Annotated in this window: 26 protein-coding genes; 12 read left to right on the forward strand and 14 right to left on the reverse strand. The window is 70.1% G+C overall.

What is annotated here, in order from left to right; genetic code table 11:
* Positions 1 to 3 precede the first annotated feature (3 nt).
* Positions 4 to 201 carry a hypothetical protein gene (locus tag M1L60_RS23325; protein ID WP_253239604.1) on the reverse strand — a complete coding sequence of 66 codons (198 nt, stop codon included), beginning with the start codon at positions 199 to 201 and terminating at the stop codon, positions 4 to 6.
* A 131-nt stretch (positions 202 to 332) separates the two neighbouring features.
* Between M1L60_RS23325 and M1L60_RS23330 the strand changes: the two genes are divergently transcribed.
* Entirely contained in the window at positions 333 to 542 is a 210-nt protein-coding gene (locus tag M1L60_RS23330) for a hypothetical protein (RefSeq protein WP_253239605.1), read from the forward strand.
* 165 nt (positions 543 to 707) lie between these two features.
* Here the strand turns inward: M1L60_RS23330 and rhaI are convergent, their stop codons facing one another.
* The 6 genes from rhaI to M1L60_RS23360 are packed head-to-tail and all read right to left on the reverse strand — an operon-like array spanning position 708 to position 6952.
* Entirely contained in the window at positions 708 to 1874 is a 1167-nt protein-coding gene (gene rhaI / locus M1L60_RS23335) for an L-rhamnose isomerase (RefSeq protein ID WP_253239606.1), read from the reverse strand.
* Positions 1871 to 2203, reverse strand: a complete 333-nt coding sequence (locus M1L60_RS23340) for an L-rhamnose mutarotase (RefSeq protein WP_253239607.1) — start codon at positions 2201 to 2203, stop codon at positions 1871 to 1873. Before M1L60_RS23340 ends, rhaI begins: the two co-directional genes overlap by 4 nt.
* A gap of 14 nt (positions 2204 to 2217) precedes the next feature.
* Positions 2218 to 3291, reverse strand: coding sequence for a rhamnose ABC transporter substrate-binding protein (gene rhaS, locus M1L60_RS23345; RefSeq protein WP_253239608.1), 1074 nt, complete (start codon positions 3289 to 3291; stop codon positions 2218 to 2220).
* Between the two features lie 23 nt (positions 3292 to 3314).
* A complete protein-coding gene (locus tag M1L60_RS23350) occupies positions 3315 to 4376 on the reverse strand; it encodes an ABC transporter permease (protein ID WP_253239609.1) in 1062 nt (353 codons plus the stop codon).
* On the reverse strand, positions 4369 to 5412 hold the full coding sequence (locus tag M1L60_RS23355) for an ABC transporter permease (protein WP_253239610.1): 1044 nt from the start codon (positions 5410 to 5412) through the stop codon (positions 4369 to 4371). Before M1L60_RS23355 ends, M1L60_RS23350 begins: the two co-directional genes overlap by 8 nt.
* Positions 5413 to 5440: 28 nt before the next feature.
* Positions 5441 to 6952, reverse strand: coding sequence for a sugar ABC transporter ATP-binding protein (locus M1L60_RS23360; protein ID WP_253239611.1), 1512 nt, complete (start codon positions 6950 to 6952; stop codon positions 5441 to 5443).
* 178 nt (positions 6953 to 7130) lie between these two features.
* Between M1L60_RS23360 and M1L60_RS23365 the strand changes: the two genes are divergently transcribed.
* Positions 7131 to 8165, forward strand: a complete 1035-nt coding sequence (locus M1L60_RS23365; RefSeq protein ID WP_253239612.1) for a LacI family DNA-binding transcriptional regulator — start codon at positions 7131 to 7133, stop codon at positions 8163 to 8165.
* 243 nt (positions 8166 to 8408) lie between these two features.
* On the opposite strand, the gene M1L60_RS23370 is transcribed toward M1L60_RS23365, so the two are convergent.
* From M1L60_RS23370 to M1L60_RS23385, 4 genes are read right to left on the reverse strand one after another with little or no spacing between them, the layout of a single operon-like run.
* Positions 8409 to 8819, reverse strand: a complete 411-nt coding sequence (locus M1L60_RS23370) for a roadblock/LC7 domain-containing protein (protein ID WP_253239613.1) — start codon at positions 8817 to 8819, stop codon at positions 8409 to 8411.
* A 32-nt stretch (positions 8820 to 8851) separates the two neighbouring features.
* Positions 8852 to 9481 carry a hypothetical protein gene (locus M1L60_RS23375; protein WP_253239614.1) on the reverse strand — a complete coding sequence of 210 codons (630 nt, stop codon included), beginning with the start codon at positions 9479 to 9481 and terminating at the stop codon, positions 8852 to 8854.
* On the reverse strand, positions 9481 to 9927 hold the full coding sequence (locus M1L60_RS23380) for a hypothetical protein (RefSeq protein ID WP_253239615.1): 447 nt from the start codon (positions 9925 to 9927) through the stop codon (positions 9481 to 9483). Before M1L60_RS23380 ends, M1L60_RS23375 begins: the two co-directional genes overlap by 1 nt.
* A complete protein-coding gene (locus M1L60_RS23385) occupies positions 9924 to 10295 on the reverse strand; it encodes a hypothetical protein (RefSeq protein WP_250002441.1) in 372 nt (123 codons plus the stop codon). Before M1L60_RS23385 ends, M1L60_RS23380 begins: the two co-directional genes overlap by 4 nt.
* A 384-nt stretch (positions 10296 to 10679) precedes the next feature.
* On the opposite strand from M1L60_RS23385, the gene M1L60_RS23390 reads away from it, so the two are divergent.
* From M1L60_RS23390 to M1L60_RS23430, 9 genes are read left to right on the forward strand one after another with little or no spacing between them, the layout of a single operon-like run.
* Entirely contained in the window at positions 10680 to 12710 is a 2031-nt protein-coding gene (locus M1L60_RS23390) for a bifunctional aldolase/short-chain dehydrogenase (RefSeq protein WP_253239616.1), read from the forward strand.
* Entirely contained in the window at positions 12707 to 14065 is a 1359-nt protein-coding gene (locus M1L60_RS23395; protein WP_253239617.1) for a rhamnulokinase, read from the forward strand. The genes M1L60_RS23390 and M1L60_RS23395 overlap by 4 nt, the downstream gene beginning before the upstream one ends.
* 9 nt (positions 14066 to 14074) lie before the next feature.
* Positions 14075 to 14812, forward strand: coding sequence for a (Fe-S)-binding protein (locus M1L60_RS23400; protein WP_253239618.1), 738 nt, complete (start codon positions 14075 to 14077; stop codon positions 14810 to 14812).
* 40 nt (positions 14813 to 14852) lie between these two features.
* Positions 14853 to 16280 (forward strand): LutB/LldF family L-lactate oxidation iron-sulfur protein, encoded by a 1428-nt coding sequence (locus M1L60_RS23405; RefSeq protein ID WP_253239619.1) that lies wholly within the window; start codon positions 14853 to 14855, stop codon positions 16278 to 16280.
* Complete coding sequence (locus M1L60_RS23410; RefSeq protein ID WP_253239620.1) at positions 16277 to 16867, forward strand: LutC/YkgG family protein; 591 nt, start codon at positions 16277 to 16279, stop codon at positions 16865 to 16867. The genes M1L60_RS23405 and M1L60_RS23410 overlap by 4 nt, the downstream gene beginning before the upstream one ends.
* Positions 16864 to 18279, forward strand: a complete 1416-nt coding sequence (locus M1L60_RS23415; protein ID WP_253239621.1) for an L-fucose/L-arabinose isomerase family protein — start codon at positions 16864 to 16866, stop codon at positions 18277 to 18279. The genes M1L60_RS23410 and M1L60_RS23415 overlap by 4 nt, the downstream gene beginning before the upstream one ends.
* Positions 18280 to 18299: 20 nt before the next feature.
* Entirely contained in the window at positions 18300 to 19187 is an 888-nt protein-coding gene (locus M1L60_RS23420; protein ID WP_253239622.1) for an NmrA family NAD(P)-binding protein, read from the forward strand.
* Positions 19188 to 19196: 9 nt separating this feature from the next.
* Complete coding sequence (locus tag M1L60_RS23425) at positions 19197 to 19988, forward strand: SAM-dependent methyltransferase (protein WP_253239623.1); 792 nt, start codon at positions 19197 to 19199, stop codon at positions 19986 to 19988.
* 10 nt (positions 19989 to 19998) lie between these two features.
* Positions 19999 to 20562, forward strand: a complete 564-nt coding sequence (locus tag M1L60_RS23430; protein ID WP_253239624.1) for a DUF1707 SHOCT-like domain-containing protein — start codon at positions 19999 to 20001, stop codon at positions 20560 to 20562.
* Here the strand turns inward: M1L60_RS23430 and M1L60_RS23435 are convergent.
* Together M1L60_RS23435 and M1L60_RS23440 are read right to left on the reverse strand one after the other, a co-directional pair.
* Positions 20559 to 21263: a LamG-like jellyroll fold domain-containing protein gene (locus M1L60_RS23435; RefSeq protein ID WP_253239625.1), complete on the reverse strand. Its 705-nt coding sequence runs from the start codon at positions 21261 to 21263 to the stop codon at positions 20559 to 20561. The two genes, M1L60_RS23430 and M1L60_RS23435, sit on opposite strands and share 4 nt — an antisense overlap.
* The gene (locus M1L60_RS23440) at positions 21260 to 22375 is read right to left on the reverse strand and encodes a hypothetical protein (RefSeq protein WP_253239626.1); all 1116 of its coding nucleotides are present in this window, start codon (positions 22373 to 22375) and stop codon (positions 21260 to 21262) included. Before M1L60_RS23440 ends, M1L60_RS23435 begins: the two co-directional genes overlap by 4 nt.
* A gap of 111 nt (positions 22376 to 22486) precedes the next feature.
* On the opposite strand from M1L60_RS23440, the gene M1L60_RS23445 reads away from it, so the two are divergent.
* Positions 22487 to 25549, forward strand: a complete 3063-nt coding sequence (locus M1L60_RS23445) for a M4 family metallopeptidase (RefSeq protein ID WP_253239627.1) — start codon at positions 22487 to 22489, stop codon at positions 25547 to 25549.
* Here M1L60_RS23445 and M1L60_RS23450 read toward each other — a convergent pair.
* A complete protein-coding gene (locus M1L60_RS23450) occupies positions 25518 to 26024 on the reverse strand; it encodes an NUDIX hydrolase (protein ID WP_253239628.1) in 507 nt (168 codons plus the stop codon). The two genes, M1L60_RS23445 and M1L60_RS23450, sit on opposite strands and share 32 nt — an antisense overlap.
* Between the last annotated feature and the right edge of the window lie 294 nt (positions 26025 to 26318).

A 26318-nucleotide genomic window follows, 5' to 3' on the forward strand; every position in this document is an offset into this window, starting at 1 on the left:
CGGCTACTTCTTCTTCTTGCCGTCCCCGAACATCTCACCGAGCATCTCGTTGTCGCGGTCGGTGGCCGTCTTGGGCTCCTTGACCGCCACCTTCCAGAACATGGCCCCGACCACAGCCATCCACGCCCACCACGGAATGCCCGACTCCGGCCCGAAAAGCCCATTCGTCACGTCGTACGCGGTATTGAGGTACTGCTCCATCCGTGGCCCCCGTCGCTGAAGTTGGCCCCTCAAATCGGCCACGACAGCCCCGGCCTGAGCAAACTGACGACGTCAGCTGACAGCGCTGCACTTGCTGCAGTTGGAACAGTTAGAGCAGATGGAGCAGCTATATGAGTGATCTTCTTACCCGTGATGCCGGCGCTCTCCATCGCGCGCTCGACAGTTCTGGCGATGAAGTGCAGGTAGAGCTGTCGCGTGAGACGGCAGAGCTGGTCTCCCGGTGGATCGACGCACGGGCGCGCGGCGAAGAGATTCTGGTCTCTCCGGGGAAGGCCGAGGTCACTCCGACCGCTGGCCGACTTGGCCGCGCTGCAGGATGAGCTCGGCCTGACGCAATGAGTGAAAGCCCACGCGCGGGTAGCGACGAGTCGGATCTCGTTCGCGTCGTCTCGAACTCGAGCAATAGCGACGTACCGACAGACGGCTGACAGCACGAATCCCCGTCCCGGGTCGGCGCCGGGAGCGGGGATTCGTGCCGTCGGGGGTTAGGCGCCCCAGCCGGCCTGGGTGCCGCCTACGCGGTCGGCGGTGATTTTTTCGTCGTAGCCGCTGGCTCGGTAGGCGGTGATGGGGTTGGGGTCGAGGCCGGCGTCGGCGCGGACCTCGGCCAGCAGGGGGCGGACGTCGGTGTTGTAGGCGTCCATGAAGACCGCGTTTGCTTCCAGGACGTCGCCGGACTGCTGGGCCTTCGTCAGGGCGTCGCGGTCGACCAGCAGGGCCTTGGCCGTGGCCTCCTGGACGTTCATGACCGAGCGGATGATCGCCGGGATCTTGCGCTCGATGTTGTGGCACTGGTCGAGCATGAACGCGATGCCGTACGCCGGGTCCAGGGCGCCGCCGCGGACGATCTCGTACATGATGCGGAACAGCTGGAACGGGTCGGCCGCGCCGACCATCAGGTCGTCGTCGGCGTAGAAGCGGCTGTTGAAGTCGAAGGCGCCCAGCTTCTGCTGGCGCAGCAGGAACGCGACGATGAACTCGATGTTCGTGCTCGGCGCGTGGTGGCCGGTGTCGATGCAGACCGTGGCCCGCTCGCCCAGTTCCAGGCAGTGCGCGTACGACGTGCCCCAGTCCGGCACGTCCGTGGCGTAGAAGGCCGGCTCGAACAGCTTGTACTCGAGCAGCATCCGCTGGTTGCCGGTCAACCGGTCGTACGCCTCGCGCAGCGCCGCGGCCAGCCTGTCCTGGCGGTCGCGCAGGTCGTCCTGGCCGGGGTAGTTGATGCCGTCGGAGAACCACAGCTTCAGGTCGCGCGACCCGGTCTGGCCCATGATGTCGATGGCCTCGAGCAGGTGGTCGGTGGCCTTGCGGCGGATCCCGGCGTCGGGGTTGGTGACCGAGCCCAGCTTGTAGTCGTCGTCCTGGAAGACGTTCGTGTTGATGGCGCCGATCTCCACCCCCAGATCCCGGGCGTACGACCCCAGGGCCGCGTAGTCGTCGACCTTGTCCCAGGGGATGTGCAGGGCGACCACGGGCGCGACGCCGGTGAACCGGTGCACGGTGGCGGCGTCGGCGATCTTCTCCTCGGGGGTGCGCGGCACCCCGGGCTGGGCGAAGACCTTGAAGCGGGTGCCCGAGTTGGCGTAGGCCCACGACGGGGTCTCGATGCGCTGGGCCGTCAGGGCGCGCTTGACGGCGGCGAGGTCGGTCATGGGGTCTCCTGAGAACTTTCGGAAAGGTGGAACACCTCGGCGAGCAGCGGGAACCCTTCGTCGTTGGGCCCGCCGCCGGCGAAGAACCCCGCCATTTCCGCTTGCCACCTGGTGTTGACGTCCAGCGCCGCCATTGCCGCCTGGGACGCCTCGAGATCGTCCGCCTCGACGTAGCCGATGAGCAGCCCGTCACCGCGGAGGAAGAGGGAGTAGTTGCGCCAGCCGGTGGCCCGAAGTGCGTCCTGCATCTCGGGCCACACGGCCTGGTGCCGCTCCACGTACTCCGCCATCCGCTCGGGGCGGACCTGGAGCTGGAAGCAGTAGCGCATTTTCGTACGACCTTCTAGAAGTTGAACTGGTCGATGTTTTCCTTGGTGAACTCGGTCGGCGGACCGAGGACGATCTCGCCGTCGGCGCCGATCGTGTACTCGCCGAGCTTGCCGGCGGTGAACTTCTCGCCCTCGGCGCCGGTGATCTTGCCCGAGGCCATGTTGGCCCCCGCGAACGCGGCGAGGTAGCCGATGTCGGCCGGGTTCCACAGCGCGAACTTCTTCACGGTGTCGTTCTTGACGTACTCGCGCATCTGGTTGGGCAGGCCGAGGCCGGTCACCGCGACCTTGCCCTTGTAGCTGGACGACGAGATGTAGCGGGCCGCCGCGGCGATGCCGACCGTGGTCGGGGCGACGATCGCCTTCAGGTTCGGGTACGACTGCAGCAGACCCTGGGCCTCCTGGAACGACTTCTGGTCGTCGTCGTTGCCGTAGGCCACCTTGACCAGCTTCAGCTTGGCGTACTCGGGCTTCTTGAGCTCCTCCTGCATGACCTTGATCCAGGAGTTCTGGTTCGTGGCGTTGGGGGTGGCCGAGAGGACCGCGATCTCGCCCTCGCCGCCGGCCTGCTCGAGCGCCATCTTGGCCAGCGACTCGCCGATGCCCTGCGTGGTGGCCTGGTTGATGAACGCGTCGCGGCAGTCCTTGGAGGCGTCCGAGTCGAACGTGATGACCTTGATCTTGGCCGCGCGGGCCTGGTTGAGCGACGGGCAGACCGCGTTGGGGTCGTTGGCCGCCACCACGATCACGTCCTGCTGCTGCTGGATCAGCGTGTTGATGTAGGACACCTGGGACGAGGCGGACGCGTCGTTCGGGCCGACCAGCTTGTACTCGCCCTTGAGCTCCTCGACGGCGACCTTGCCGCCGCCGGTCTCGACGTCCGAGTACGGGTTGTTGAGCTGCTTCGGCAGGAAGGCGATCTTGAGGCCCTCCTTGACCGCCGCGTTGGGGTCGGCCGCCGCGGCCGACTGGCCACCGCCGCTCGAGGTGGAGGCGCTGTCTTTGGTGGTGCCGCTACAGGCGGTGAGCCCGGCGACCAGCAGTGCGGCCGAAGTAACGGACAGTAGCGTCCGGGGGGAGCGAAGCACTGGGTACTCCATTCACTCAGGGGCTATCGGGAAGCGGCTTGCCGCAGCCTGCGGCGGTGCCAATTACTGCGTACGGCGGTGGTGATGTTCGGAAGCAGTACGGAGAGCACGAGCAGGGAGCCCGTGACGATGTTGAGCGCCTGCCCGGAGACGTCCTCCAGGCGCAGCGCGTTCTGCAGCGCGGTCAGCAGCACCACACCGGCCAGCACGCCGGGCAGGCTGCCCTTGCCGCCGAAGATCGACACCCCGCCCAGCAGGACGGCCGCGACGACGGCGAGTTCGAGGCCCGCGCCGTTGTCGGCCCGGGCGCTGGAGTAGCGCAGTGTCCACAGCACACCGACGAGGCCGGCCACCGCGCCACTGGCCACGTACAGCCAGAACTTGGTTCTTGCGACCCGGATGCCGGAGAAGTGGGCGGCCTGCGCGTTGGCCCCGATGGCGTAGAGCGAGCGGCCGAACGGCGTGGCGTGCTGCACGATCCCGAAGATCAGGGCCAGAACCACAATCAAGATCAAGACATTGGGTACGGCGCCACCGCCGATCGTTCCGGTCACCCACCCGGTGTAGTTCCAGGGGAAGTCGGCCACGGCGCCGTCACCGAGCACGACGAACGCGAGACCGCGGTAGAGGGCCAGGGTGCCGATGGTGACCGCCAGCGAGGGCAGGCCGAGCCCGGTGATCAGGAAGCCGTTGACCACACCACAAATGGCGCCGATCACGATGCAGAGCGGGATGATCGATTCGATCGACAGGCCCTGGTTCCACAGCCAGCCCATCATCGAGCTGGTCAGGCCCAGGGTGCTGGCCACCGACAGGTCGATCTCGCCGGTCACGATGATCATCGTCATCGGCAGCGCGATCAGGATGATGGGCAGCAGGTCGAGCACCATGAACGTGAAGTTCCGGCTGGTGCCGAAGTTGTCCACAGTGCCCGACGCCACGATCAGCACCAGGACGGTGAGCACCAGGATGATGCTGTCCCAGCTGGTCAGCCGGCTCTTGAGGACGGCGCTGCGGTTGTTCGCGGGCCGCTTGTCCAAGTCGATCTCTTGCGGCGCGCCGCCTTTACGCAAGGTGTCAGACATGCGCGTCCCTCTTCCGGAGCGAGCGGGCGATGCGGAAGGCGACCAGGCGGTCGGCGCAGATGGCCAGGATGATCAGCGCGCCCACGATGGCCTGCTGCCAGAACTGGTTGATGTCGAGCACCGCCAGGGCGCTGCCGATCACCGTGAGCAGCAGGGCGCCGAGCGCGGCCCCCCACACCGAGCCGCTGCCGCCGAAGACGGCCACGCCGCCGACCACGACCGCCGCCACCACGTTGAGCTCGTAGCCGTTGCCGGCCGCGGCGTCGACCGTGCCGAACCGGGCCGCGTAGAGCACCCCGGCCAGCCCGGCCAGGGCGCCGCTGATCACGAACGCGCTGAGCAGGTTGCGGGCGACTTTAATGCCGGCCAGCTCGGCCGCGGCCGGGCTCGAGCCGATCGCGTACAGCTCGCGGCCGATCCGGTAGTTGCGCATCATCACCGATCCGGCGGCGATCACGACCAGCGCGATCAGCACCAGCCACGGGATCCCGAGCAGGCTGTCGTTGGCGAACGTCAGGAAGTTGCCGGGCAACTCGTCCGCGTTGACCTGTGAGCCGCCGGCCCACGAGTACGTGATGCCGCGGTAGATGTAGAGCGTGCCCAGGGTGACGACCAGCGCGGGCACCTTGCCGTAGCGCACCAGCACGCCGTTGAGCAGGCCGGCCACCGCGCCGATGGCCAGGCCGGCCAGCAGCGCGACGATCATCGGCAGGTCCTGGTTGTTGCTCATCATCGTGGCCACGGCGAACGCGCTGATGCCGAGCACCGAGCCGACGCTGAGGTCGATGTTGCGGGTGATCACCACGATGGCCTGGCCGGTCGCCATGACCGCCAGGATCGCCGTGTTCAGCAGGTTGTCGCGGATGCTCTGTCCGCTGAGGAACCGCGGGTTGTCGATCGCGGTGTACGCGACCAGCAGCGCGAGGGCGAGCACGATGCCCAGTTCGCGCGTTTTCAACAGGCCGGCGAAGCGTTTGGGGGCCGGGGTGCCGAGCGGGGCGTCGGTCGGAGTGGGCCGGTCGGAGGTGACAGTCACGCCGAGCCTCCGATCACGAGTGTCCCGGTCATACCGAGACCTCCTGTCCCATGGCGGCGTACATGACTGACTCCTCGGTGGCCTCGGCCCGGGTGAGCTGGGCGGCGATGCGGCCCTCGCGCAGCACCACGATCCGGTCGGCCATGCCCAGCACCTCGGGCAGCTCCGACGAGACCATGACGACCGCGAGGCCATCGGCGGCCAGCGACGACATCAGCCGGTGCACCTCGGCCTTGGTGCCGACGTCGATGCCGCGGGTGGGCTCGTCGACGATCAGCAGCTTGGGCCCGGTGGCCAGCCATTTGGCCAGTACGACCTTCTGCTGGTTGCCGCCCGACAACGTGCCCACGGCATCGCTGAGCCGGCCCAGCTTGGTCTGCAGCTTCTGGGTCCAGGTCAGAGCCGCCTCGCGCTCGGCGCCACCGAACAGCAGACCGAGGCGGGCCAGCTTGCGCGCCCGGGGCAGGGTCACGTTGCGTTCGATCGAGAGCTCCATGACCAGGCCCTGCTGGCGACGGTCCTCGGGGACGAGCGCCATGCCGGCCGCCATGGCCGCGCGCGGCAGGCCCTTCCTGAGTCGCCGGCCGTGGACCTTGACGGTCCCCGAGTCGTAGGGGTCCACCCCGAACACGGCCTGCATGACCTCGGAACGGCCGGCGCCGACGAGCCCGGCCAGAGCGACGATCTCCCCGGACCGTACGGAGAAGGAAATGTCTTTGAAGACGCCCTCGCGGGACAGGCCCTCGACCTCGAGCACGACCTCGCCCGGCTCGACGTCCTGCTTGGGGAAGAGCGCGCTCAGATCGCGGCCGACCATGCGCCGGATCATGTCGTCGACGCTGAGCTCGGCGACCAGTTCGGTGGCGACGTGCTTGCCGTCCCGCATGATCGTCACCCGCTCGCAGAGGGCGGTGATCTCTTCGAACCGGTGCGAGATGAACATGATCGCCGCGCCCTCGTCGCGCAGCGACCGCACCACCGCGAACAGCCGCTCGACCTCGACAGCGGACAGGGCCGCGGTGGGCTCATCCATGATCAGCACCCGGGCCTCGGCCGACAGCGCCTTGGCGATCTCGACCAGTTGCTGGTCGGCGATCGACAGGCCACGGGCGGGCCGGCTCGGGTCGAGCGGGACGCCGAGCCGCTGGAACAGCCGCTCGGCGTTGGCCGTCATCTCTCTGCGGTCGATCTGCCGCAGCCTGGTCAGCGGCTGGTTGCCGATCGCGATGTTCTCGGCCACCGACAGGTCGGGGAAGAGGGTGGGTTCCTGATAGATCACGGCGATGCCGGCCGCCTTGGCGTCGGCAGGGCCGGCGAAGTCCACGTCGACACCGTCGACCCGCAGCGTGCCGGTGTCCGGACGGTGGACCCCGGCCAGCATCTTCACGATGGTGGACTTGCCGGCCCCGTTCTCACCGACCAGCGCATGCGCCTCGCCCGGGTGCAGGGGGAAGCTGACGCCCTGCACGGCAGCGACGGCGCCGAAGGATTTCGTGACGTCGTGAACCTCGAGTCTGGGCCGGGCGTTTGCCTCCGCCACGGGCCACCTCCGTCGAGAAAGTTGAAATGTTTCATTGACCGTAGGAGCAACGTAGGTGGCCCCGATCACACCTGTCAAGCGTTGGTCAGAAACGTTGTGGAAACACTGCCGTTCTTGTGACGACCAGTGCCGTAGGATTCGGCTTCAACGTTTCAACGACTCCGTCGAGGAGGCTGCAGTGCTGAACGGCCGGACGCCGTCCGTGAAAGATGTCGCGGCAGCCGCCGGCGTCTCGCTGGGCACCGTCTCCAACGTGATGAACCGCCCCGAGGTGGTGAGCGCACGCACCCGCGAGCGGGTCGAGCGGGCCATGTCCGAGCTGGGCTTCGTGCGCAACGAGTCGGCCCGCCAGCTGCGCGCCGGCACCAGCCGCACGCTGGCCTACGTGATGCTCGACGGCACCAACCCGTTCTTCCACGACGTGGCCCAGGGCATCGAGCTGGCCGCCGAGGACGCCGATCTGTCGCTGTTCATCTGCAACAGCAACAGCCGCGCGGCCCGCGAGGAGGTGCACCTCGACCGCCTGCTCCAGCAGCGCGTGCAGGGCATCCTCATCACCCCGGTCGACCCGGCCGCGGCCCACCTCGACGAGCTGACCCGCCGCGGCGTCCCCATGGTGATCGTCGACCGGGTGCGCGGCGCCGACAGCTGCTGCTCGGTCTCGGTCGACGACGTGCTCGGCGGGCGCATCGCGGTCGAGCACCTGGCCGAGCAGGGCCACACCCGGGTCGCCGTCGTGGGCGGGCCCGACTCGCTGGGCCAGGTGGGCGAGCGGTTGCAGGGCGCGCGCGAGATCTGGGAGTCGCTGGGCCGCGACCCGGACGACCTGATCTATCTGCCGACCGACGCGATGACCGTGTCCGAGGGGCGCTCGGCCGGTGAGCGCCTGGCCGGTCTGCCCGCGCGGCGCCGGCCGACGGCCGCGTTCTGCCTCAACGACCTGCTCGCGCTGGGCCTGCTGCAACAGGGCATCGGCGCCGGCCTGCGGGTGCCGGACGACCTGGCCATCGTCGGGTTCGACGACATCGAGTTCGCCTCGGCCGCGGCCGTGCCTCTCACTTCGGTGCGGCAACCGCGCCAAGAGCTGGGCCGGGCCGCCGCCCAGTTGGTGCTCGACGAGGCCACCAACCCGAACCACCGCCACGAGCAGCTGCAATTCACGCCCGAACTGGTCGCCCGAGCGTCGACGGTGAGCCGGGCTCGCGCGCGCTGAAATCGCGGTCGGCGCCACAACTCAAGATCGCCCGGGGTGCCACCGCCTCCCCCGCCCACCCAAGGGACGGGGTGATTTTGCGGTTTTTCGGCCGGAGGGCGCCATCGGTTGTCCACAGCCAGGCCCGGTGAGCCCGCGCGCGGCTGTGGAAACAGAGCGGACCAGACCCGGTGAGCCCGCGCACGGCTGTGGAAACAGAGCTGACCGGGCCGGAGGTGCGGCCTGGTCGATCGAACAGGAGCGTCAGCCGAAGTAACCCGAGTGCTCCACCGTCTGGATGCGCAGCAGGCCGGCCAGGCGGTTGGTCACCGGCCGGGCCTCCAGGTGCAGCCGGGCGATGTTCAGACCGCTGTCGCCGATCACGGCCAGCAGTGCCAGCTCGCCCACCGCGTACACCGAGAGATAGCCACCCTGGTTGCGGATCGTCACCTCCTGGAACGTGCCCTGGTTGAGGGCCGCCCCGCAGGTACGGCTGATCCCGTGCGCGCCCGCGGCCAGCGCCGCGATGTCGTGGGGCTCGGGGCCGGCCACGGTGTCGTGCAGGATCAGCAGGCCGTCGACGCCGGCGATGACGCAGCCGCGCACCCCGGTCACCTGATGCCGCAGCGCGGCCAGCTCGGCTCGGACAGCCTGGTACGGATCGGAGGGTTGCAACGCTTTCTCCAGGGGGTGGGAGGCCGGGAGGGTCAGAGGCTGCGGAGGGCGACCAGCACACGATCGAGGATTGCGTCGTCGGTCACGTACGGCCGTCCCAGCAGGTCGAGCAGGTCGGCGGAGGACTCGTCGGGCTCGGACGGGTCCGGCCGCTGCCGCCGGGGCAGATCGGCGGTCTCGGGGGTGAGTCCGGAGACCGACGCGCTGAGGTCGACGGTACCCCCGCCCAGGTCGCGCGGGGTGAGGTCGAAGTTGAGGGAGGAAGTGGTCAGCGCGGGGGCGCTGCCGTTGGCCGGCCGGACGAGCTCTCGGGCGTACGACTGGGTGATCGAGCCGAACTCGCGCCGGGCCATCGCCAGATTGGCGTCGGCCCGGCGCAACGTCAGGTGGGCGACGAGCGGCGCCTCCTCGCCCACCAGGCGCACGACGTGGAACGCGTCGGCGCTGGTGAGGAGGATGTCGCCGAGTTCGTCGGCACCGTTTCCCTTGAGCAGGACGAGTCCGGCCGCCGCCGCGGCGAGCGTGACGGCGGCAGCGGCCTCCTGCTCGGTCGGCGCGGTCTCACCCGCCCACCACAGCACGTCAGGGCCGTCCGGGTCGAGCAGGGACACCGCGTGGGCGCCGGGGATGCCCAGCGCCGCCGTCAGCGGTGGCACGGACATCAGCTGAGGCCGGCGTCCAGCTGCTTCATGACGAGCCGGGCCTGCGTGAGGATCATGCCCGTGTTCGCCGTCTTGCGGGCGATCACGACCGCGGCGATGTCCTGGCCGGCGCTGCGCAGGAAGACGTGCACGTGCGAGTCGCTCTGGGCCAGGAACTCCTGGAAGTAGTGGCGGTCGTCGAGCACGCCGTACCGGGCCTTGAAGATCTCTTCGATCATCACGACGTTACGACCCTGGAACAGGTCGAACGTGGCCGCCGCGATCAGGTCGAGCACCTCGTTGGGGTGCTCGTCGAGGGTGTCGGCGGCCAGCAGCATGCCGGTGGACATGTCGACCAGACCGGCGCCGATGCACTCCGGCACCTGGGCACGGAACTGCTTGACAGCGTCACCGATCAGCTGCGTCGTGCTCCGGATGCCCAGTCCGGTCTCGTCGACGGCCGTCATACGTCGAGCTCGCTCTCGATCTTGCGGAGCTGGTGCCGGGCCAGACCGAGGTTCGCGCGGCTCTTGTTCAGGGCGAGGTAGAGGAAGAACGCCTCGTTGCCACGGCCCTGGAGCAGGCGGATCAGGTGGTACTGCGAGTCGAGCGTGATCAGGATGTCCTCGATGCTGTCGGCCAGGCCGAGCATCTCGAGGGTGCGGACCTTGGCCCGGATCACGTCGGTGTTGCCGGCGGCGGCAATGTTCATGTCCATGTTGAGGCCGCCACCCATGACACCCAGCGTGAGACCGCTGGTGTAGTCGACGAGCGCCACGCCGATGGCGCCCTCGATCGTCATGGCTTCCTTGAGCGAAGTCTCGATGTTCGCCACTTAACTCCTCCTTCTCGTGCCGCCACATGCGGCTTGCCCTGGCATGAGGCGTGCCGTCACGTTCGGTCACGAGGAACGGCGTCGTTCTCGATGTCGAGGCAACAGTCGCACAGCCGACAATGGTTGAACACTGAAGATTGGGCGAATCGGTGCAGGTCAGACCGAAGATCAGCGCTAATTGCCCGTTGACCCGTTAGGGGTCGGCCGAACGGCGCGGAAGCGGCCGATTCGTCGGATGGACACGTTGTCGAGCGTCGCTCAGAACCGACGCACAGGGCACGTTTCAATTTTCAAAGGCATCTTGACCGGGGTCGCTACAGACCCGTAATGTGGCGGCAACGTATGAAACGTTTCACGAGGTTGCCGACGAGGTCGAAGGACATCATGACGAACCCCGCAGTGCGTGAGCTTCTGGAGCGCAGCAATCGGCTCGGCGCCGACCCGCGCAACACCAACTACGCCGGGGGCAACACCTCGGCCAAGGGCAGCGAGACCGACCCGGTCACCGGCGAGCCGGCCGACCTGCTGTGGGTCAAGGGGTCCGGCGGCGACCTCGGCACGCTGACCGAGAAGGGCCTCGCGGTGCTCCGCCTCGACCGGCTGCGGGCGCTGACCCGCACCTACCCGGGCGTCGAGCGCGAGGACGAGATGGTCGCCGCCTTCGACTTCTGCCTGCACGGCCGGGGTGGCGCGGCCCCGTCGATCGACACCGCGATGCACGGCCTGGTCGACGCCCCGCACGTCGACCACCTGCACCCCGACTCGGGCATCGCGATCGCCACCGCGGCTGACGGCCCGGCCCTGACCAAAGAGATCTTCGGCGACCGGGTGCTGTGGGTGCCGTGGCGCCGGCCCGGCTTCCAGCTCGGCCTCGACATCGCCGCCGTGCAGAAGGCCAACCCGCAGGCCATCGGCGTCATCCTGGGCGGGCACGGCATCACGGCGTGGGGCGCGACCAGCGAGGAATGCGAACGCAACTCGCTCGAGATCATCAAGAAGGCCGCCGACTATCTGGCGGAGCACGGCCGACAAGATCCATTCGGCCCGCAAATCGTGACAAATGCGCCGGAAGGAGCAAGGCGGGACCGGGCCGCTGCTCTGTTCCCGGTGCTGCGCGGCCTCGCCTCGACTGACCGCACCCAGGTCGGCCACTACACCGACAGCGACGTCGTGCTCGACTTCGTCAACAGTTCGCGGGTTCAAGAGCTGGCCGAGACGGGCACCAGCTGCCCCGACCACTTCCTGCGGACCAAGGTCAAGCCGATGGTGCTCGACACCGCGCCCGACGCTCCGCTCGACGAGGTCGTGGCCCGGGCCAAGGAGCTGCACGAGGCCTACCGCGCCGACTACCGCGGCTACTACGACCGGCACGCCACCGCCGACAGCCCGGCCATCCGCGGCGCCGACCCGGCCATCGTGCTGGTGCCCGGCGTGGGCATGTTCTCGTTCGGCGCCAACAAGCAGACGGCTCGCGTGGCCGGCGAGTTCTACGTCAACGCGATCAACGTGATGCGTGGCGCCGAGTCGGTGTCGACCTACGCGCCGATCGACGAGGCCGAGAAGTTCCGCATCGAGTACTGGGCCCTCGAGGAGGCCAAGCTGCAGCGCCTGCCCAAGCCGAAGCCGCTGGCCACCCGCATCGCCTACGTGACCGGGGGCGGCTCGGGCATCGGCCGCGCGATCGCCCTGCGGCTCGCGGCCGAGGGCGCGTGCGTCGTCGTCGCGGACCGCGACGGGGAAGCCGCCCGGCAAACGGCGGACGAGATCGGGGGCAGCGACGTCGCCCTGGCCGTGACGGCCGACGTCACCGACGCCGCCTCCATCGTCGCCTCGCTGCAGGAAGCGACCAGAAAATTCGGCGGCATCGACCTGGTGGTCAACAACGCTGGACTCTCCATCTCGAAGCCGCTGCTCGAGACGACCGAGCAGGACTGGGACCTGCAACACGACGTGATGGCCAAGGGCTCGTTCCTGGTCTCCCGCGAGACGGCCCGGATCATGATCGCGCAGGGCCTGGGCGGCGACATCATCTACATCTCCAGCAAAAACTCGATCTTCGCCGGGACCAACAACGTCGCCTACGGCGCGACCAAGGCCGACCAGGCCCACCAGGTGCGGCTGCTCGCGGCCGAGCTGGGCGCCCACGGCGTCCGCGTCAACGGCATCAACCCCGATGGCGTCGTCCGCGGGTCGGGCATCTTCGCCGGCGGCTGGGGCGCCGAGCGGGCCGCGGTCTACGGCGTGCCGGAAGAGAAGCTGGGCGAGTACTACGCGCAGCGCACCCTGCTCAAGCGCGAGGTGCTGCCCGAGCACGTGGCCAACGCGGTCTTCGCCCTGACCGGCGGCGACCTGACCCACACGACCGGCCTGCACATCCCGGTGGACGCCGGCGTGGCCGCGGCCTTCCTACGATGACTTCCTTCGCCGCGGTCGACCTCGGCGCGTCCAGCGGGCGCGTCATGGTCGGCCGCTTCGGGGCCGGCACGATCGAGCTCACCGAGACGCACCGGTTCGCCAACGAGCCGGTGCGGGTGGGCGGCACGCTGCACTGGGACATCCTCGGCCTTTATCGGGGAGTCCTCGAAGGACTACGAAAGGCCGGGCCGGTCGCGAGCATCGGCATCGACTCGTGGGCCGTCGACTACGGGCTGCTCGACGCGTCGGGCGCGCTGCTGGGCAATCCGGTGCACTACCGCGACGGCCGCACCGACGGGGTCCGCCTCGACCTCGGCGACGAGCAGCTGTACGAGATCACCGGCCTGCAGAAGCTGCCGTTCAACACGATCTACCAGCTGGCCGCGGCCCGGACGACGCCGCAGTTCGAGCTCGCGCAGCAGATGCTGCTGATCCCCGACCTGCTCGCGTACTGGCTGACCGGCGAGATCGGCGCCGAATACACGAACGCCTCGACGACGGGCCTGCTCGACGTCCGGACGCGGGACTGGTCGGCGCCGCTGCTGGCGGAGCTGGGCCTGCGGCCTTCGCTGCTGCCGCCGGTCCGGCTGCCGGGTTCGGTGACGGGTCACTTCGGGGGTACGCCGGTGGTGGCGGTCGGATCACACGACACCGCGTCGGCGGTGGTGGGGGTGCCGGCCGCCGGTGAGCAGTTCGCCTACATCTCGTGTGGCACCTGGTCACTGGTCGGGCTCGAACTGCCGGATCCGGTGCTCAGCGCCGAGTCGCGGGCGGCCAACTTCACCAACGAGGGCGGCGTCGACGGCACGATCCGCTACCTGCGCAACGTGATGGGGCTGTGGCCGCTGCAGGAGTGCATGCGTGAGTGGGGCACGACCGATATCACCGAGCTGCTGCGCGCGGCGTCCCGTGAGAAGCCGGTGGTGATCGACCTCGACGACCCGGGCTTCATCCCGCCCGGGGGCATGGCCCAGCGGGTGGCCAAGGCGGCGGGCCTGCCGCCTGACGCGAGCCCGGCGGTGCTCACCCGGTGCATCGTGGACAGTCTGGCCCTGGCTCACCACAAGGCCGTCGAGCAGGCTCAGCAGTTGTCGGGACGGCACGTGGACGCTGTCCACATCGTCGGTGGTGGGGCTCGAAACGAGCTGCTGTGCCAGCTCACGGCGGACGCTTGTGGCCTCCCGGTGCTGGCCGGTCCGGTCGAGGCCACTGCGCTGGGGAACCTGCTGATCCAGGCGCGGGTGGCGGGTGTGATCGAGGGCGACCTGGCTGCGCTGCGCTCGGTGCTCCGCGAGACTCAACGGGTGGTGCGCTACGAGCCGCGCGGGGCCGCCGTTCCCGAGCTGCTCCGGTAGGAGGTCGCCGTGCGCATAGCCCTGTTCGCGTCCTGCCTGGCCGACACCATGTTCCCGGCGGCGGCGAAGGCGACCGTGCTGCTGCTCGAACGGCTCGGCCACGAGGTCGTGTTCCCGCCCGAGCAGACCTGCTGCGGCCAGATGCACGTCAACACGGGCTATCAAGATCAAGCCCTTCCGCTCGTACGTCGTTACGTGCGCACCTTCGAGCCGTGCGACGTGGTGGTGGCGCCGTCGGGGAGCTGTGTCGGCTCGATCCGGCATCAGCACGCGATGGTCGCGCGGCAGGCCGGCGACGAAGGGCTGGCCACCGCGGCCGAGGCCGTCGCCGAGCGCACCTTCGAGCTGTCGGAGCTGCTCATCGACGTGTTGAAGGTGGAGGACGTCGGCGCGTACTACCCGCACCGCGTCACCTACCACCCGACCTGTCACTCGCTGCGGGTGCTGCGCGTCGGTGACCGCCCGCAACGGCTGCTGCGTCAGGTGCGCGGCCTCGACCTGGTCGAACTGCCCGCGGCCGAGCAGTGCTGCGGCTTCGGCGGCACCTTCTCGGTGAAGAACGCTGACACCTCGACGGCCATGCTCGCCGACAAGATGCGGCACGTGATCGACACGGGCGCCGAGGTCTGCACGGCCGGTGACGCCTCGTGTCTCATGCACATCGGCGGCGGGCTCTCACGGTCCGGCGCCGGCGTGCGAACAGTGCACCTCGCGGAGATCCTGGCATCGACGGAGGCCTCGTCGTGATCCGCTGCATCGGAGCGATTGAAGTTGCGGCAGGCGCAGCATGAGCACCTTCCTCGGCATGCCCGTCCACGCGCCGCGAGGGGTCGGACATCTCCGCGGCGATGAGCCGTTTCCGGCGGCGGCCCGCACAGCGCTGGCGAATCCGCAGCTGCGCAGCAACCTGCGGCACGCCACGACCACGATTCGCGGGAAGTCGGGGCGGGTGATCGCGGAGCTGCCGGACTGGCAGGAGCTTCGGTCGGCCGGGTCGGCCCTCAAGACGTACACCATGGCGAATATGCCCCGGCTGCTGGAGCAGTTGGAAGAAAAGGTGACGGCTGCGGGCGGGGTCGTGCACTGGGCGGCCGACGCGGAGGAGGCCAACCGGATCGTCACCGGGTTGATCCAGGAGACCGGCGAGCGGCGGGCCATAAAGATCAAGTCGATGGCGACCCAGGAGATCGGGCTCAACGAGGCCCTGGAAGAAGCCGGGATCGAGGCGGTCGAGACCGACCTGGCCGAGCTGATCGTGCAGCTGGGCCGGGACAAGCCGTCGCACATCCTGGTGCCGGCCATCCACCGCAACCGCGCGGAGATCCGCGAGATCTTCCTGCGCGAGATGCCCGGGGTCGACCCCGCGCTGACCGACGACCCGGCCGAGCTGGCCGGGGCGGCACGGCGCTATCTGCGCGAGACGTTCCTGTCGACGAAGGTCGCGGTGTCGGGGGCCAACTTCGGGGTGGCCGAGACCGGGACGCTGGCCGTGGTCGAGTCCGAGGGCAACGGCCGGATGTGCCTGACCCTGCCGGAAACGCTGATCACCGTGATGGGCATCGAGAAGGTGGTGCCGGCGTGGCAGGACCTCGAGGTGTTCCTGCAGTTGCTGCCGCGGGCGTCGACGGGGGAGCGGATGAACCCGTACACGTCGATGTGGACCGGAGTGACGCCGGGCGACGGGCCGCAGAACTTCCACCTGGTGCTGCTCGACAACGGGCGGACGGCCGTGCTGGCCGACGAGGTGGGGCGGGCGGCGCTGCACTGCATCCGGTGTTCGGCCTGCTTGAACGTGTGCCCGGTCTATGAGCGTACGGGCGGGCACGCGTACGGGTCGGTCTATCCGGGTCCGATCGGGGCCGTGCTCTCGCCGCAGTTGACCGGGATCGCGGACAACGCCTCGTTGCCGTACGCGTCGTCGCTGTGCGGCGCTTGTTTCGACGCGTGTCCGGTGAAAATCGACATCCCGTCGATCCTGGTGCACCTGCGGAACCAGGCACCCCATCCGCGTACGGAGAAGGCGGCGATGGCCGCGGCCGCGTACACGATGGACCGGCCTCGGCTCTATCAACGCGCGCAACGGGCGGCCAAGCTGGCCGAACTGCTGGGCCGGAAGGGTCGGGCGCTGCCGCCGCCGCTGAACGGCTGGTCCGCGAGCCGGGACCTGCCGGAGGTGCCGGACGAGTCGTTCCGCGATTGGTGGCGGGGCCGATGAGCAGCCGCGAGCTCGTGCTGGGCCGGATCCGGCAGGCGCTGGCCTCGCCGTCCGCCGTGCCGGTGATTCCGCGCGACTACCGCCGGGGCCCGCATCCCGTTGATCTCGACCTGCTGGTCGAGCGTCTCGTCGACTACCAGGCCGTGGTTCATCGCTCGTCGGACATTCCGGGCACCGTGCGCGAGATCATCGGTGACGGCTGGGTCGTCGTGCCGCCCGGCCTGCCGGTCGAGTGGCAACCGGCCCGGGCCCGCATCGACGACGGCCTCTCACCCGCCGAGATCGCGGCCGCCGACGGCGTGCTCACGGCGGCTGCGGTCGCCGTGGCCGAGACCGGCACGATCGTCCTCGACGCGTCGCCCGACCAGGGCCGGCGCATCCTCTCGCTCCTGCCTGACCGGCACATCTGCGTGCTGCGCCCGGAGCAGGTGGTGGCCTCCGTTCCCGAGGCCGTCGCTCGGCTCGACCCCGGCCGCCCGCTGACCTGGATCAGTGGACCGTCCGCGACCAGCGACATCGAGCTCAACCGGGTCGAGGGGGTGCACGGCCCCCGCAACCTCCACGTCGTCCTCTGGGAGGCAGCATGATCCTCACTCCGAAACCGCGCCGGAAGATCCGCATCGGCCTCGTGGCGGGCGGGCTCGGCACGTACTGGCCGCAGTTCCCGCACCTGCTACCGCAACTCGAAGAATCGGCGCGCTACGTCTCCGAACGTTTTCAGGAGATGGACGCCGAGGTCACCGACGTCGGCTTCATCTCCGACGCGCAGGAGGGCGTGGTCGCGGCCGAGAAGCTGCGCCAGGCCGACTGCGACCTGATCGTGCTGTTCCTGACTACCTATCTGACCTCGTCGATGGTGCTGCCGATCGCCCAGCGGGCCGGCAGCCCGGTGCTGGTCATCGATCTGCAGCCGACCGAGAAGATGGACCACGCCTCGTTCGACACCGGCGCCTGGCTGGCCTACTGCGGCCAGTGCCCGGTGCCCGAGGTCGGCAACCTGTTCCGCCGGGCCGGCATCCCGTTCCGGTCGGTCACCGGCTGGCTGCGCCAGGAATCGGCGTGGGCCCGTATCTCGCAGTGGATCACTGCCGCCCGCGTACGCGCGGCGTTGCGCAACGCCCGCCACGGGCTCATGGGTCACCTCTACCCGGGCATGCTCGACGTCTCGACCGACCTCACGCTGCTGCCGACCACGTTCGGCTCCCACGTCGAGGTGCTCGAGTTCGACGACCTGCGGGAACGCACGCTGGCGGCGACCGACGACGAGGTGGCCGAGCGGATGGAGCTGGCCCGCAAGATCTTCGTGCTCGACGAGTCGGTGAACGAGGACGACTTCGCCTGGGGCGCCCGGGTCTCGGTCGGCCTCGACCGGCTGGCCGACGACTTCGACCTCGACAGCCTCGCCTATTACCACCGCGGGCTGAACGGGGAGCAGCACGAGCGGCTGGGCGCGGGCATGATCCTGGGCGCCTCGCTGCTGACCGCGCGTGGTATCCCGGCCACCGGCGAGTACGAGTTGCGGACGACCGTCGCGCAGCTGGCCACCCAGGTCGCGGGGGCGGGCGGGTCGTTCTGCGAGATCCAGGCGCTCAACTTCACCGACAACGTGGTCGAGATGGGCCACGACGGCCCGGCCCACCTGGCCGTCAGCTCGCGGCAGCCGCTGCTGCGCGGCCTCGGCGTCTATCACGGTAAGCGCAGCTGGGGGGTGAGCGTCGAATTCGACGTACGCCCGGGGCCGGTGACCCTGCTCGGCCTGGGCCAGGACCGGGACGGCTCGCTGTCGTTCATCGCCGGCGAGGGGACCGTGGTCGACGGGCCGCTGCTGGCGATCGGCAACACCACGAGCCGGGTCGACTTCGGGCGGGACCCCGGCGAGTGGGTCGATGACTGGAGCGCGTCGGGGGTCGGCCACCACTGGTCGCTCTCGCTCGGGCACCGCGCGGCCGACTACAAGGCGGCGGCAAGTCTGCTCGGAATCGAGTTCCGACAGGTCTGATCGGGGTAGTGAAGGGTGGCATGACGATTGTCGTGACCACCCCGACCGGAAATGTCGGCTCCCGCGTCGTCCAGCTGCTCGTGCAGGCGGGTGAGCGCCCCCGGGTGCTCCTGCGCGATCCGTCCCGTTTGCCGGCCGAGTTGTTACCGCTGGTCGAAGTGGCTCAGGGTGACCTGCTCGACGGAGAGTTCGTGGCCGATGCGGTCAAGGGGGCCGACTCACTCTTCTGGGCCACCCCCGAGGCCTTCGACGTGCCCGACCCGCTGTACGACATGGTGGCGATGGGCGAGAACGCCGCGGCCGCCGTGCGCGCGGGCGGGGTCGCGCGCGTGCTGCAGATAAGCAGCGTCGGGGCCGAGTTGCGGCAGGGCGCCGGGCTGATCGACGGGCTGGCCCGCAACGAGGAGCAGTTGGCGGCCACCGGCACCGACCTGCTCACACTGCGCTGCGGTTACTACTTCACCAACCTGTACGGCATGCTCGACAGCTTGCGCGAGGGCGTGCTCACCACCACCGTGGCGCCGTCGCGACGCATGCCGTGGGTCGACCCGCGCGACGTCGGCGAGGTCGCCGCGGCCCGGTTGCTGGCCGGCTGGCCGGGCTCGGCGGTCCAGGCGGTGCACGGCCCGGCCGACCTGAGCTGGGACGAGGCCGCCGGCATTCTCGGCGCCGTGCTGGGCCGGGACGTCTCGGCCGTGCGGATCACCGACGAGCAGTTGCAGCAGGCGCTGACCGGCGCCGGGCTGAGCGAGGTGGCCGCAGCCGGGATCGCGGCCATGACCTCCGGCATCCCCGACGATTTTGTGCCCGAGCAGTCCCGGGATTTCCGCAGCTCGACACCGACCACGCTGGCCGCGTGGGCCTACGGAAACCTGCGCGGGGCCCCGGAAATTTCCACAAAGGACTAGTCTGCGCGGATGGTGGACGAGACCCGGGTTCATTCCGCGCGCCGGTACAACTACTGGCTCGGCGGCAAGGACAACTTCGCCGTCGACCGGGAGTCCGGCGACCAGATCGCCGCGGTGTTCCCGACCATCCGCACCACCGCCCGCGAAAACCGGGGATTCCTGCGACGCGCGGTCACCCACCTCACCACCGAGGGCGGCCAGCGGCAGTTCCTCGACATCGGCACCGGGCTGCCCACCGCCGACAACACCCACCAGGTGGCCCAGCGCAACGCGCCCGACGCCCGGGTCGTCTACGTCGACAACGACCCGATGGTGCTGGCCCACGCCCGGGCCCTGCTGACCAGCACCCGCGAGGGGCGCACGGCCTACCTCGAGGCCGACCTGCGCGAGCCCGGGAAGATCCTGGCCGATCCGACCGTACGCGATGTGCTCGACTTCGACCGGCCGGTCACGCTGATGCTGATCGCGGTGCTGCACTTCATCGACGGCACCGATCAGGCCCGCCGCATCGTGCGGACCCTGCTCGACGAGCTGCCGTCCGGCAGTCACATCGTGCTCAGCCACGGCACCAGCGACTACGCCGACGCCGAGACGCACGCCCGGTTCGCCACCATGGCCGCGCGGGGCAAGCTCGACGCCTGGCCGCGCACCCGCGACGAGGTGCGCTCGCTGGTCGACGGTCTCGAGCTGCTCGAGCCGGGCCTCGTGCCGGTCAGCGAGTGGCGGGCCGAGGGCGAGACCGGCCCGCGCCCGACACCGGCCGAGGTCGCGGTGTACGGCGTCGTCGCCCGCAAGCCCTAGGATCGCCACCGTGACCACTCCGATGCAGGTGCCGCCGTCCGAGCCCGAGCGCGAGCGGGCCGCCGAGTTGCTGCAACGGGCGTGCGGCGACGGCCGGCTGACGCTCGAGCAGTTCAGCGTGCGGGTCGGTGCGGTCTGGGCCGCGCAGACGTCGACCGAGCTGGCCGAGGCCACCGCGGGCCTGAGCCAGACGCCGATCGTGGGCTCGGCCCGGACGGTCGACAAGGTCATCACCGTCTTCAGCGAGAACAAGCGCCGGGGCCGCTGGCGGTTGCGGGAGCCCCGGCTGACCCTGTTCACGCTGTTCGGCTCGGCCACGCTCGACCTGCGCGAGGTGCTGACCGACCAGGACGTCATCGAGATCGCCGGCAGCTGCACGTTCGGCGAGCTGAAGATCATCGTGCCCGAGGGGGTCGAGGTCGACGTGACCGGCACGGTCGTCTTCTCGTCGCGCAACCTCAACCTGGCCGCGGTGCCCCGCCTGCCCGGCACGCCCGAGATCCGGGTCCACGTCACCTCGTGGTTCAGCAACGTCGAGGTCGTCTCCAAGCCGTACGCCCTGCCCCCGGCCTAACCGATCCGCACCCAGACCTCGTCCAGAATGCCTTGGAACTGGTCGTTGTCGGGGTAGGAACCCTTGCCGCCGAGGCTGAACGGCCGGCGGTTGCTCACCGAGAGGTCGGCCGGCACGGTGGCGCGGCCACGGGTGACGCCGTCGACCAGGATGGACAGACGGCTGCCGGCGCGACGGCATTCCAAGGTGTGCCAGCGGTCGTCGGCCACCCCGACGTTGCTGATCGCGGCGTGGATCTGCGGTCGCCGGTCGTCGACCAGCACGCAGCTGGGCCGGCCGGCGAGCCCGTCGATCTGCAGCTTGTACTGGCTGCCCTGGGCCGAGAAGCCCTTCTGCAGCACGTTCTCGCCCTTGGTGGTCTGGTCGGCGGCCAGCCGCACCGAGGCGCCGTACCGCAACGGGCGCCGGCCGGGGTTGAGACCGGTCGTGGTGGCCGCCCGCAACGCGATCCGCGGGCACGGCTCGGCGTGACAGGGCGACGGGAAGACAAGTGCCTGGCCACCGTTGTGGGCGACCGTGGTGAACGCCCCGCCGAACCGGCTGACCGGGGTCAGGTCGTGGCCGTGCCCCGAGACGTCGGTCAACGGCGACGGCCCGTCGAACGTGTAGTGGACCGTCTCGGTCGCCGGCTCGGCGGCCGCCGCGGTCGTTCCGGCCAGCACCGCCAGCAGCAGCACCAGGCCGGACAGCACGCGTCTCATCCGAACGACGCGTAGCGCCGCTGGGTGCGCCCTCCGATCGTGGTGAAGTCGCCGCCGGCCGCCACCGTGGCTCCCTTGATCACCAGCGTGCGGACGCCGACCACGCCGTTGGCCTGCGGCGCCCAGCCGGTGAGCGAGCCCGACGGGCTGACCGCGGCCAGCTTCACCCGGGGGACCGAACCGGCCTCGCACTCGCCGTTGTCCGCGTCGTCGCCGTTGGCGCAGGCCCGGTCGAAGTGGCCACCGACGTACGCGACGCCGTCGAGCACCGCGATCGCCTGGGCGTCACCGTCGAAGACCCGGATCCAGCGGGTGGCGCCGCTCGTCGAGAACTTCGCCGCCCGGCCGCCCGCGCCACCCATGGCCGCGTAGACGCCGGAACCGTCGACCGCGATCGCATGCACCAGGGCCGGCGCGTCCGGGCGGAAGCCGGCGTCGTCCCGGCCGTCGGCGGCGTCGACCGCCGCGAGCCGGCGCGGAAAGGCTCCGCCGAGATAAACCCGGTTCCCGCGTACGGCGAGGGAGTTGACCATCCCACCGGGCCGCGGGGTCCAGGTGTCGTCGAGCTCGTCGTCGGCCAGCGAGAAGGCGGCCAGTTGGCCGCGACGCTCGCCGTCGACCCGGCTGATGGTGCCGCCCGCGTACAGCCGGCCGTGGCCGACGGCCAGGGTGCGCACGCTGCCCGCGAAGCGGTGATCGAACGACCCGACCTCGGCGTCGCCCGCGTCGATCCGGGCCAGCGCCTGGCGTTCCTCGCCGTTGACCTCGTCGAAGTCGCCGCCCGCATAGACCCAGCCCGGCACGACGGCCAAGGCTCGCACAGTGTCGTCGGCCGACGGCGCCCAGTCGAGCAGTTCGCCGGTGCGCCCGGAGAACGCGGCCAGCCGGTTCCGGGTGACGGTGCGGCCGTCGATCGTCATGCGGGTGAACGAGCCGCCGACATAGACCGTGTCGCCGCGGTGGGCGATCGCGTAGACCGAGCCGTTGAAGGACGGCCCTCGGCGGTCGGCCGACGCGCCGACGACCGCGAGGGCGGGCTGCGCCGACACGCACACCGCGACGGCCGCGGCGCCGGCCACCATTGCCCGGCGGACACGCTGAGAGATACGCACGCCGGGTCAACGCGCCACGCGCGCCGAGGATGCGCGAGCCCGGGCGGGACAACCTGAGCCGTCAACTTCCATTACAGTTCGCTCGTCATCGATATCGACGGGGGATGAAGAATGACGGTTCGGCGCAGCCATGCCCGCGGTCTGCTCGCGGGTGCCGCCGCAGCGGTGCTGATCGGGGGCGGCTTCGTCGCCTTCGGGTCCGCACCGTCCACACCGGCCGCCAGCTTCGTCTCTCCCGTGGCCGCGCCGGCCGCACCCGGGCGCTCGACCTCCCCGGCCAGCCGGCCCGAGGTCGTCACCGCGGCCCGCACGACAGTGACGCGCGACACCAAGGCGATCCACGGGCGCACGGGCGAGAAGTACCAGGCGCGCGACGTCGTGGTCGACCCCGACGGCGACCGGCACGTGCGCTTCGACCGTACGTGGAACGGGCTGCCTGTCCTCGGCGGTGACTTCGTCGTGCACACCGACCAGGCCGGCGCCCGGACCGGCACCACGGTCGCCCAGCAGGCGCCGATCGAGGTGTCGCGGACGCCGAAGGTCAAGCGAGCAAAGGCCGTCACCGTCGCGCAGAAGCAGTTCACCGGTCGTCGCGGGGGCCCGGCGACGGCGCGGCTGGTCGTCGACGCGTACGCCGGAAAGCCCGCGCTGGCCTGGGAGGCGACCGTTCCCGGAACGGCCCGCTCCGGGTTGCCGAGCCGCCTCGTCGTCGTGGTCGACGCCACCACCGGGCAGGTCCGCCGCTCGCACGACCAGGTACACACGGCCGACGAGGGCACCGGGCGCGGCCTGCACACCGGCTCGGTCGAGCTGGCCACCAAGCACACCGACGCCGGCTACGAGCTGACCGACACCAGCCGCGGCGGTAACACCACCCGTGACGCCCAGAACCTGGCCACCCTGCCGACCGTCGCGAACTCGAAGGCCTTCACCGACGCCGACAACGCCTGGGGCGACGGCACCGTGGCCGACCGGGCTTCGGCCGGCGTCGACGTGCACTACGGCATGGCCCGCACCTGGGACTGGTTCCAGAGCGAGTTCGGACGGGCCGGCATCGGCGGCGACGGCAAGGGCATCACGGCGTATGCCCACTACGACCTGAACGAGGCCAACGCGGGTTGGAGCGATTACTGCCGCTGCATGTTCTTCGGCGACGGCGCCCCGCCCTTCAAGGCGTTCACCAGCCTCGACATCGTGGCCCACGAGATGGCCCACGGCTTCACCACGCAGACGGCCGACCTCGTCTACGCCGGCGAGTCCGGTGGGCTCAACGAGGCCACCAGCGACATCATCGGCACGCTGGTCGAGTTCGCCGCGGCCAACCCGGCCGACGAGCCCGACTACCTGGTCGGCGAGAAGATCGATGCGCAGCCGCTGCGCTACATGGACGAGCCGAACCGCGACGGGAAGTCGGCGTCGTGCTGGAGCCCGCTCGTCCCGAGACTCGACGTCCACTACTCGTCCGGGATCGCCAACAAGTTCTTCTACAACCTGGCCGTCGGTAGCGGCACCACCCGCTGGGGCACCAGCACGCCGTGCGGCACGGCGGCGCCGGTGACCGGTATCGGCAACGAGGCGGCCGGCGCCATCTGGTACCGGGCGGTCAGCGCGTACATGGTGTCGAACACCAACTTCGTGGGCGCCCGGCAGGCCACCCTGCGGGCCGCGGCCGACCTGTTCGGCGCGACCAGCCCGCAGCACGACGCGGTCGCCGCGGCCTGGCTGGCCGTCGGCGTCGACCGCGGCGTCGTGCCGCCCGCGCCCACCGCGCCGGTGATCGACCGGCCCGAACCGGCCGACGGGATGGTCGGCCGCCCGGTCGAACTGCAGATGACCGGTCGTGATCCGCAGCGGCAGCAGCTCACCTGGACCGCGCCGGAGCCGCCGCCCGGCCTGACGATCAGCCCGTCCGGCCTCATCAGCGGCGTGCCGACCGTCAAGGACCTGTATTACTTCGACGTCATCGCCACCGATCCCGACGGCAACAGCACCACCCTTCGGGTGCTCTGGTACATCAAGGGCCCGCCGGTCATCCTCGGCCCGGCGCCCGCGGCGCGCACGTTCACGACCGGCGCCGCGGTCAGCTTCAGCGTGTCGTTCAGCGACGGATCGGACTACTCCCGTGACCCGGGCCGGCCCCTGGTCGTGCGCGCGACCGGGTTGCCCGCCGGCCTGACCGTCACGGACACGCCGCTCGAGTCCAGCAGCATCGTCCGGGCCATGGTGTCCGGCACCCCGACCACCGCGGGCGCCGGCACGATGACGATCACAGCGACCGACGCCGACGGCGGCGTGGTGACCGCGACCATCCCGTGGACGGTCAGCACCACCACCCTGCCCACGGAACCGGTCGGCGTCTCCGTCACCGCCGGCAACGGCAGCGCGGTGGTCAAGTGGGACGACCCGTTCCCGGCGGACAGCGCGGCGGTCACCGGCTACGTGGTGCGGGTGACGCCCGGCACGACGCAGACCCTGCCCGCGACGGCCCGCTCGGTGACGCTGACCGGGCTCTCGACCAAACAGTCGTACACCGTCGGCGTCACGGCCCGCGGCACCCAGGGCGACAGCCCCGAAAAGGTGTCGAAGCTGGTGCCGACCCAGCTGCTGCTGTCCCCGATCTCGGTCATCACCGGCTACGGCGGCCCGGTGACGATGAACGGCGTGATCAGTACCGAGGAGTCCGGCCCGATCGCCGGCGCCGTCGCCTACCTCGAGAAGAAGCCGACCGGCAGCACCACGTGGACGAGGGTGGTGACGGTCAAGACCGACAGCACGGGCTCGTGGCGGCACCCGGTCCAGCCGACGGTGACCACGGCCTACCGGGTGACGTTCCCGGCCGGTTCGTACGGCCGCTGGCCCGCCACGTCGGCCGCGTCCGCGGTGACGGTCCGCTACGGCCTCACGGTCAAGGTCAGCGCGGCCTCGACCACGGCCAACAAGCCGGTCACGTTCTCGGGCACGGTCAAGCCGGCCACCCCCGGGGTCAAGGTGGCGCTGCAGCGCAACACCAACGGCACGTGGGCGACGATCCAGACGGTGGCGATGAAGGCCGACGGCACGTACTCGATCGCCCGCGCCTTCCCCAAGGGCACGTGGAACCTGCGCATCCTGGCCAGCGGCGGCGGCACCAACGGCTACGGCTTCACGTCGACGCTGAAGGTGACGGCGAAGTAAAACCACTGCCGGCGATCCACACCCCGCTGCCGCCGCTCACCGCGAGCGACACACATCGCGCCTGATGCGGCGGCAGCGGAGGCAGCGCATCCGCCTCGAACCACCCCACCTCGACCGACTCGTCGTCGTTGACCCGGGCCACCCCGCCGGCCGAACGGCACAGCAGCCCGACACAGAGCCAGTGGATCTGATCGCCGTTGGGCGCCACGGAAAGCTCCAGCGCCTCGACGGCGAGCAGCCGCTCCACAGTGACCTCGACGCCGGTCTCTTCCCACACCTCACGGGCGGCCCCGGTCGCGGGCTGCTCGCCCAGCTCGAGACACCCGGTGGTCAGGGTCCACTCGCCGGTGTCGGCCCGGCGCACCATCAACACCCGATCCCGCTCATCCAGCACCACCGCCACCACCCCGGCCAACGGCAACGGGTCATGCCCGACCTTGGCCCGCAACCCAACAACAAACTCAGGAATCGGCACGCCGCCAATCTAGGGCGTATCTGCGGCTTCTGTGCGGTCCGGCTACCAGAGATGGTCGTTGGTGACGAGGACGTCGACCTCGCCGGCGACGCTGCGGCCAGGACGTGGCGGTCGTCAGGATCGGCGGGGCAGGGGACGGATTCGGGGTTCCAGCCGGTGATCTTTGCCTCGGGGAACGATCGCTCCATAGTGTCTCGCCAGCGTTCCACTTGTTGTTCAGGTGCCTCGGGGTGTGCGCGCCGCAGGTGGTAGAAGGCCTCGGCCAGGGTGGCTTCGCTCCAGCGCGGTCGATAG

Origin of the sequence: Paractinoplanes aksuensis (assembly GCF_024137025.1) — a bacterium.
Lineage (GTDB): Bacteria > Actinomycetota > Actinomycetes > Mycobacteriales > Micromonosporaceae > Actinoplanes > Actinoplanes aksuensis.

Bases quoted from the DNA above. Each gene is read 5' to 3' on its own strand.
- M1L60_RS23325 (WP_253239604.1), bottom strand. From the start codon at position 201: ATGGAGCAGTACCTCAATACCGCGTACGACGTGACGAATGGGCTTTTC.
- M1L60_RS23330 (WP_253239605.1), top strand. From the start codon at position 333: ATGAGTGATCTTCTTACCCGTGATGCCGGCGCTCTCCATCGCGCGCTC.
- rhaI (WP_253239606.1), bottom strand. From the start codon at position 1,874: ATGACCGACCTCGCCGCCGTCAAGCGCGCCCTGACGGCCCAGCGCATC.
- M1L60_RS23340 (WP_253239607.1), bottom strand. From the start codon at position 2,203: ATGCGCTACTGCTTCCAGCTCCAGGTCCGCCCCGAGCGGATGGCGGAG.
- M1L60_RS23350 (WP_253239609.1), bottom strand. From the start codon at position 4,376: ATGTCTGACACCTTGCGTAAAGGCGGCGCGCCGCAAGAGATCGACTTG.
- M1L60_RS23375 (WP_253239614.1), bottom strand. From the start codon at position 9,481: ATGTCCGTGCCACCGCTGACGGCGGCGCTGGGCATCCCCGGCGCCCAC.
- M1L60_RS23380 (WP_253239615.1), bottom strand. From the start codon at position 9,927: ATGACGGCCGTCGACGAGACCGGACTGGGCATCCGGAGCACGACGCAG.
- M1L60_RS23390 (WP_253239616.1), top strand. From the start codon at position 10,680: ATGACGAACCCCGCAGTGCGTGAGCTTCTGGAGCGCAGCAATCGGCTC.
- M1L60_RS23395 (WP_253239617.1), top strand. From the start codon at position 12,707: ATGACTTCCTTCGCCGCGGTCGACCTCGGCGCGTCCAGCGGGCGCGTC.
- M1L60_RS23405 (WP_253239619.1), top strand. From the start codon at position 14,853: ATGAGCACCTTCCTCGGCATGCCCGTCCACGCGCCGCGAGGGGTCGGA.
- M1L60_RS23410 (WP_253239620.1), top strand. From the start codon at position 16,277: ATGAGCAGCCGCGAGCTCGTGCTGGGCCGGATCCGGCAGGCGCTGGCC.
- M1L60_RS23415 (WP_253239621.1), top strand. From the start codon at position 16,864: ATGATCCTCACTCCGAAACCGCGCCGGAAGATCCGCATCGGCCTCGTG.
- M1L60_RS23420 (WP_253239622.1), top strand. From the start codon at position 18,300: ATGACGATTGTCGTGACCACCCCGACCGGAAATGTCGGCTCCCGCGTC.
- M1L60_RS23425 (WP_253239623.1), top strand. From the start codon at position 19,197: ATGGTGGACGAGACCCGGGTTCATTCCGCGCGCCGGTACAACTACTGG.
- M1L60_RS23435 (WP_253239625.1), bottom strand. From the start codon at position 21,263: ATGAGACGCGTGCTGTCCGGCCTGGTGCTGCTGCTGGCGGTGCTGGCC.
- M1L60_RS23445 (WP_253239627.1), top strand. From the start codon at position 22,487: ATGACGGTTCGGCGCAGCCATGCCCGCGGTCTGCTCGCGGGTGCCGCC.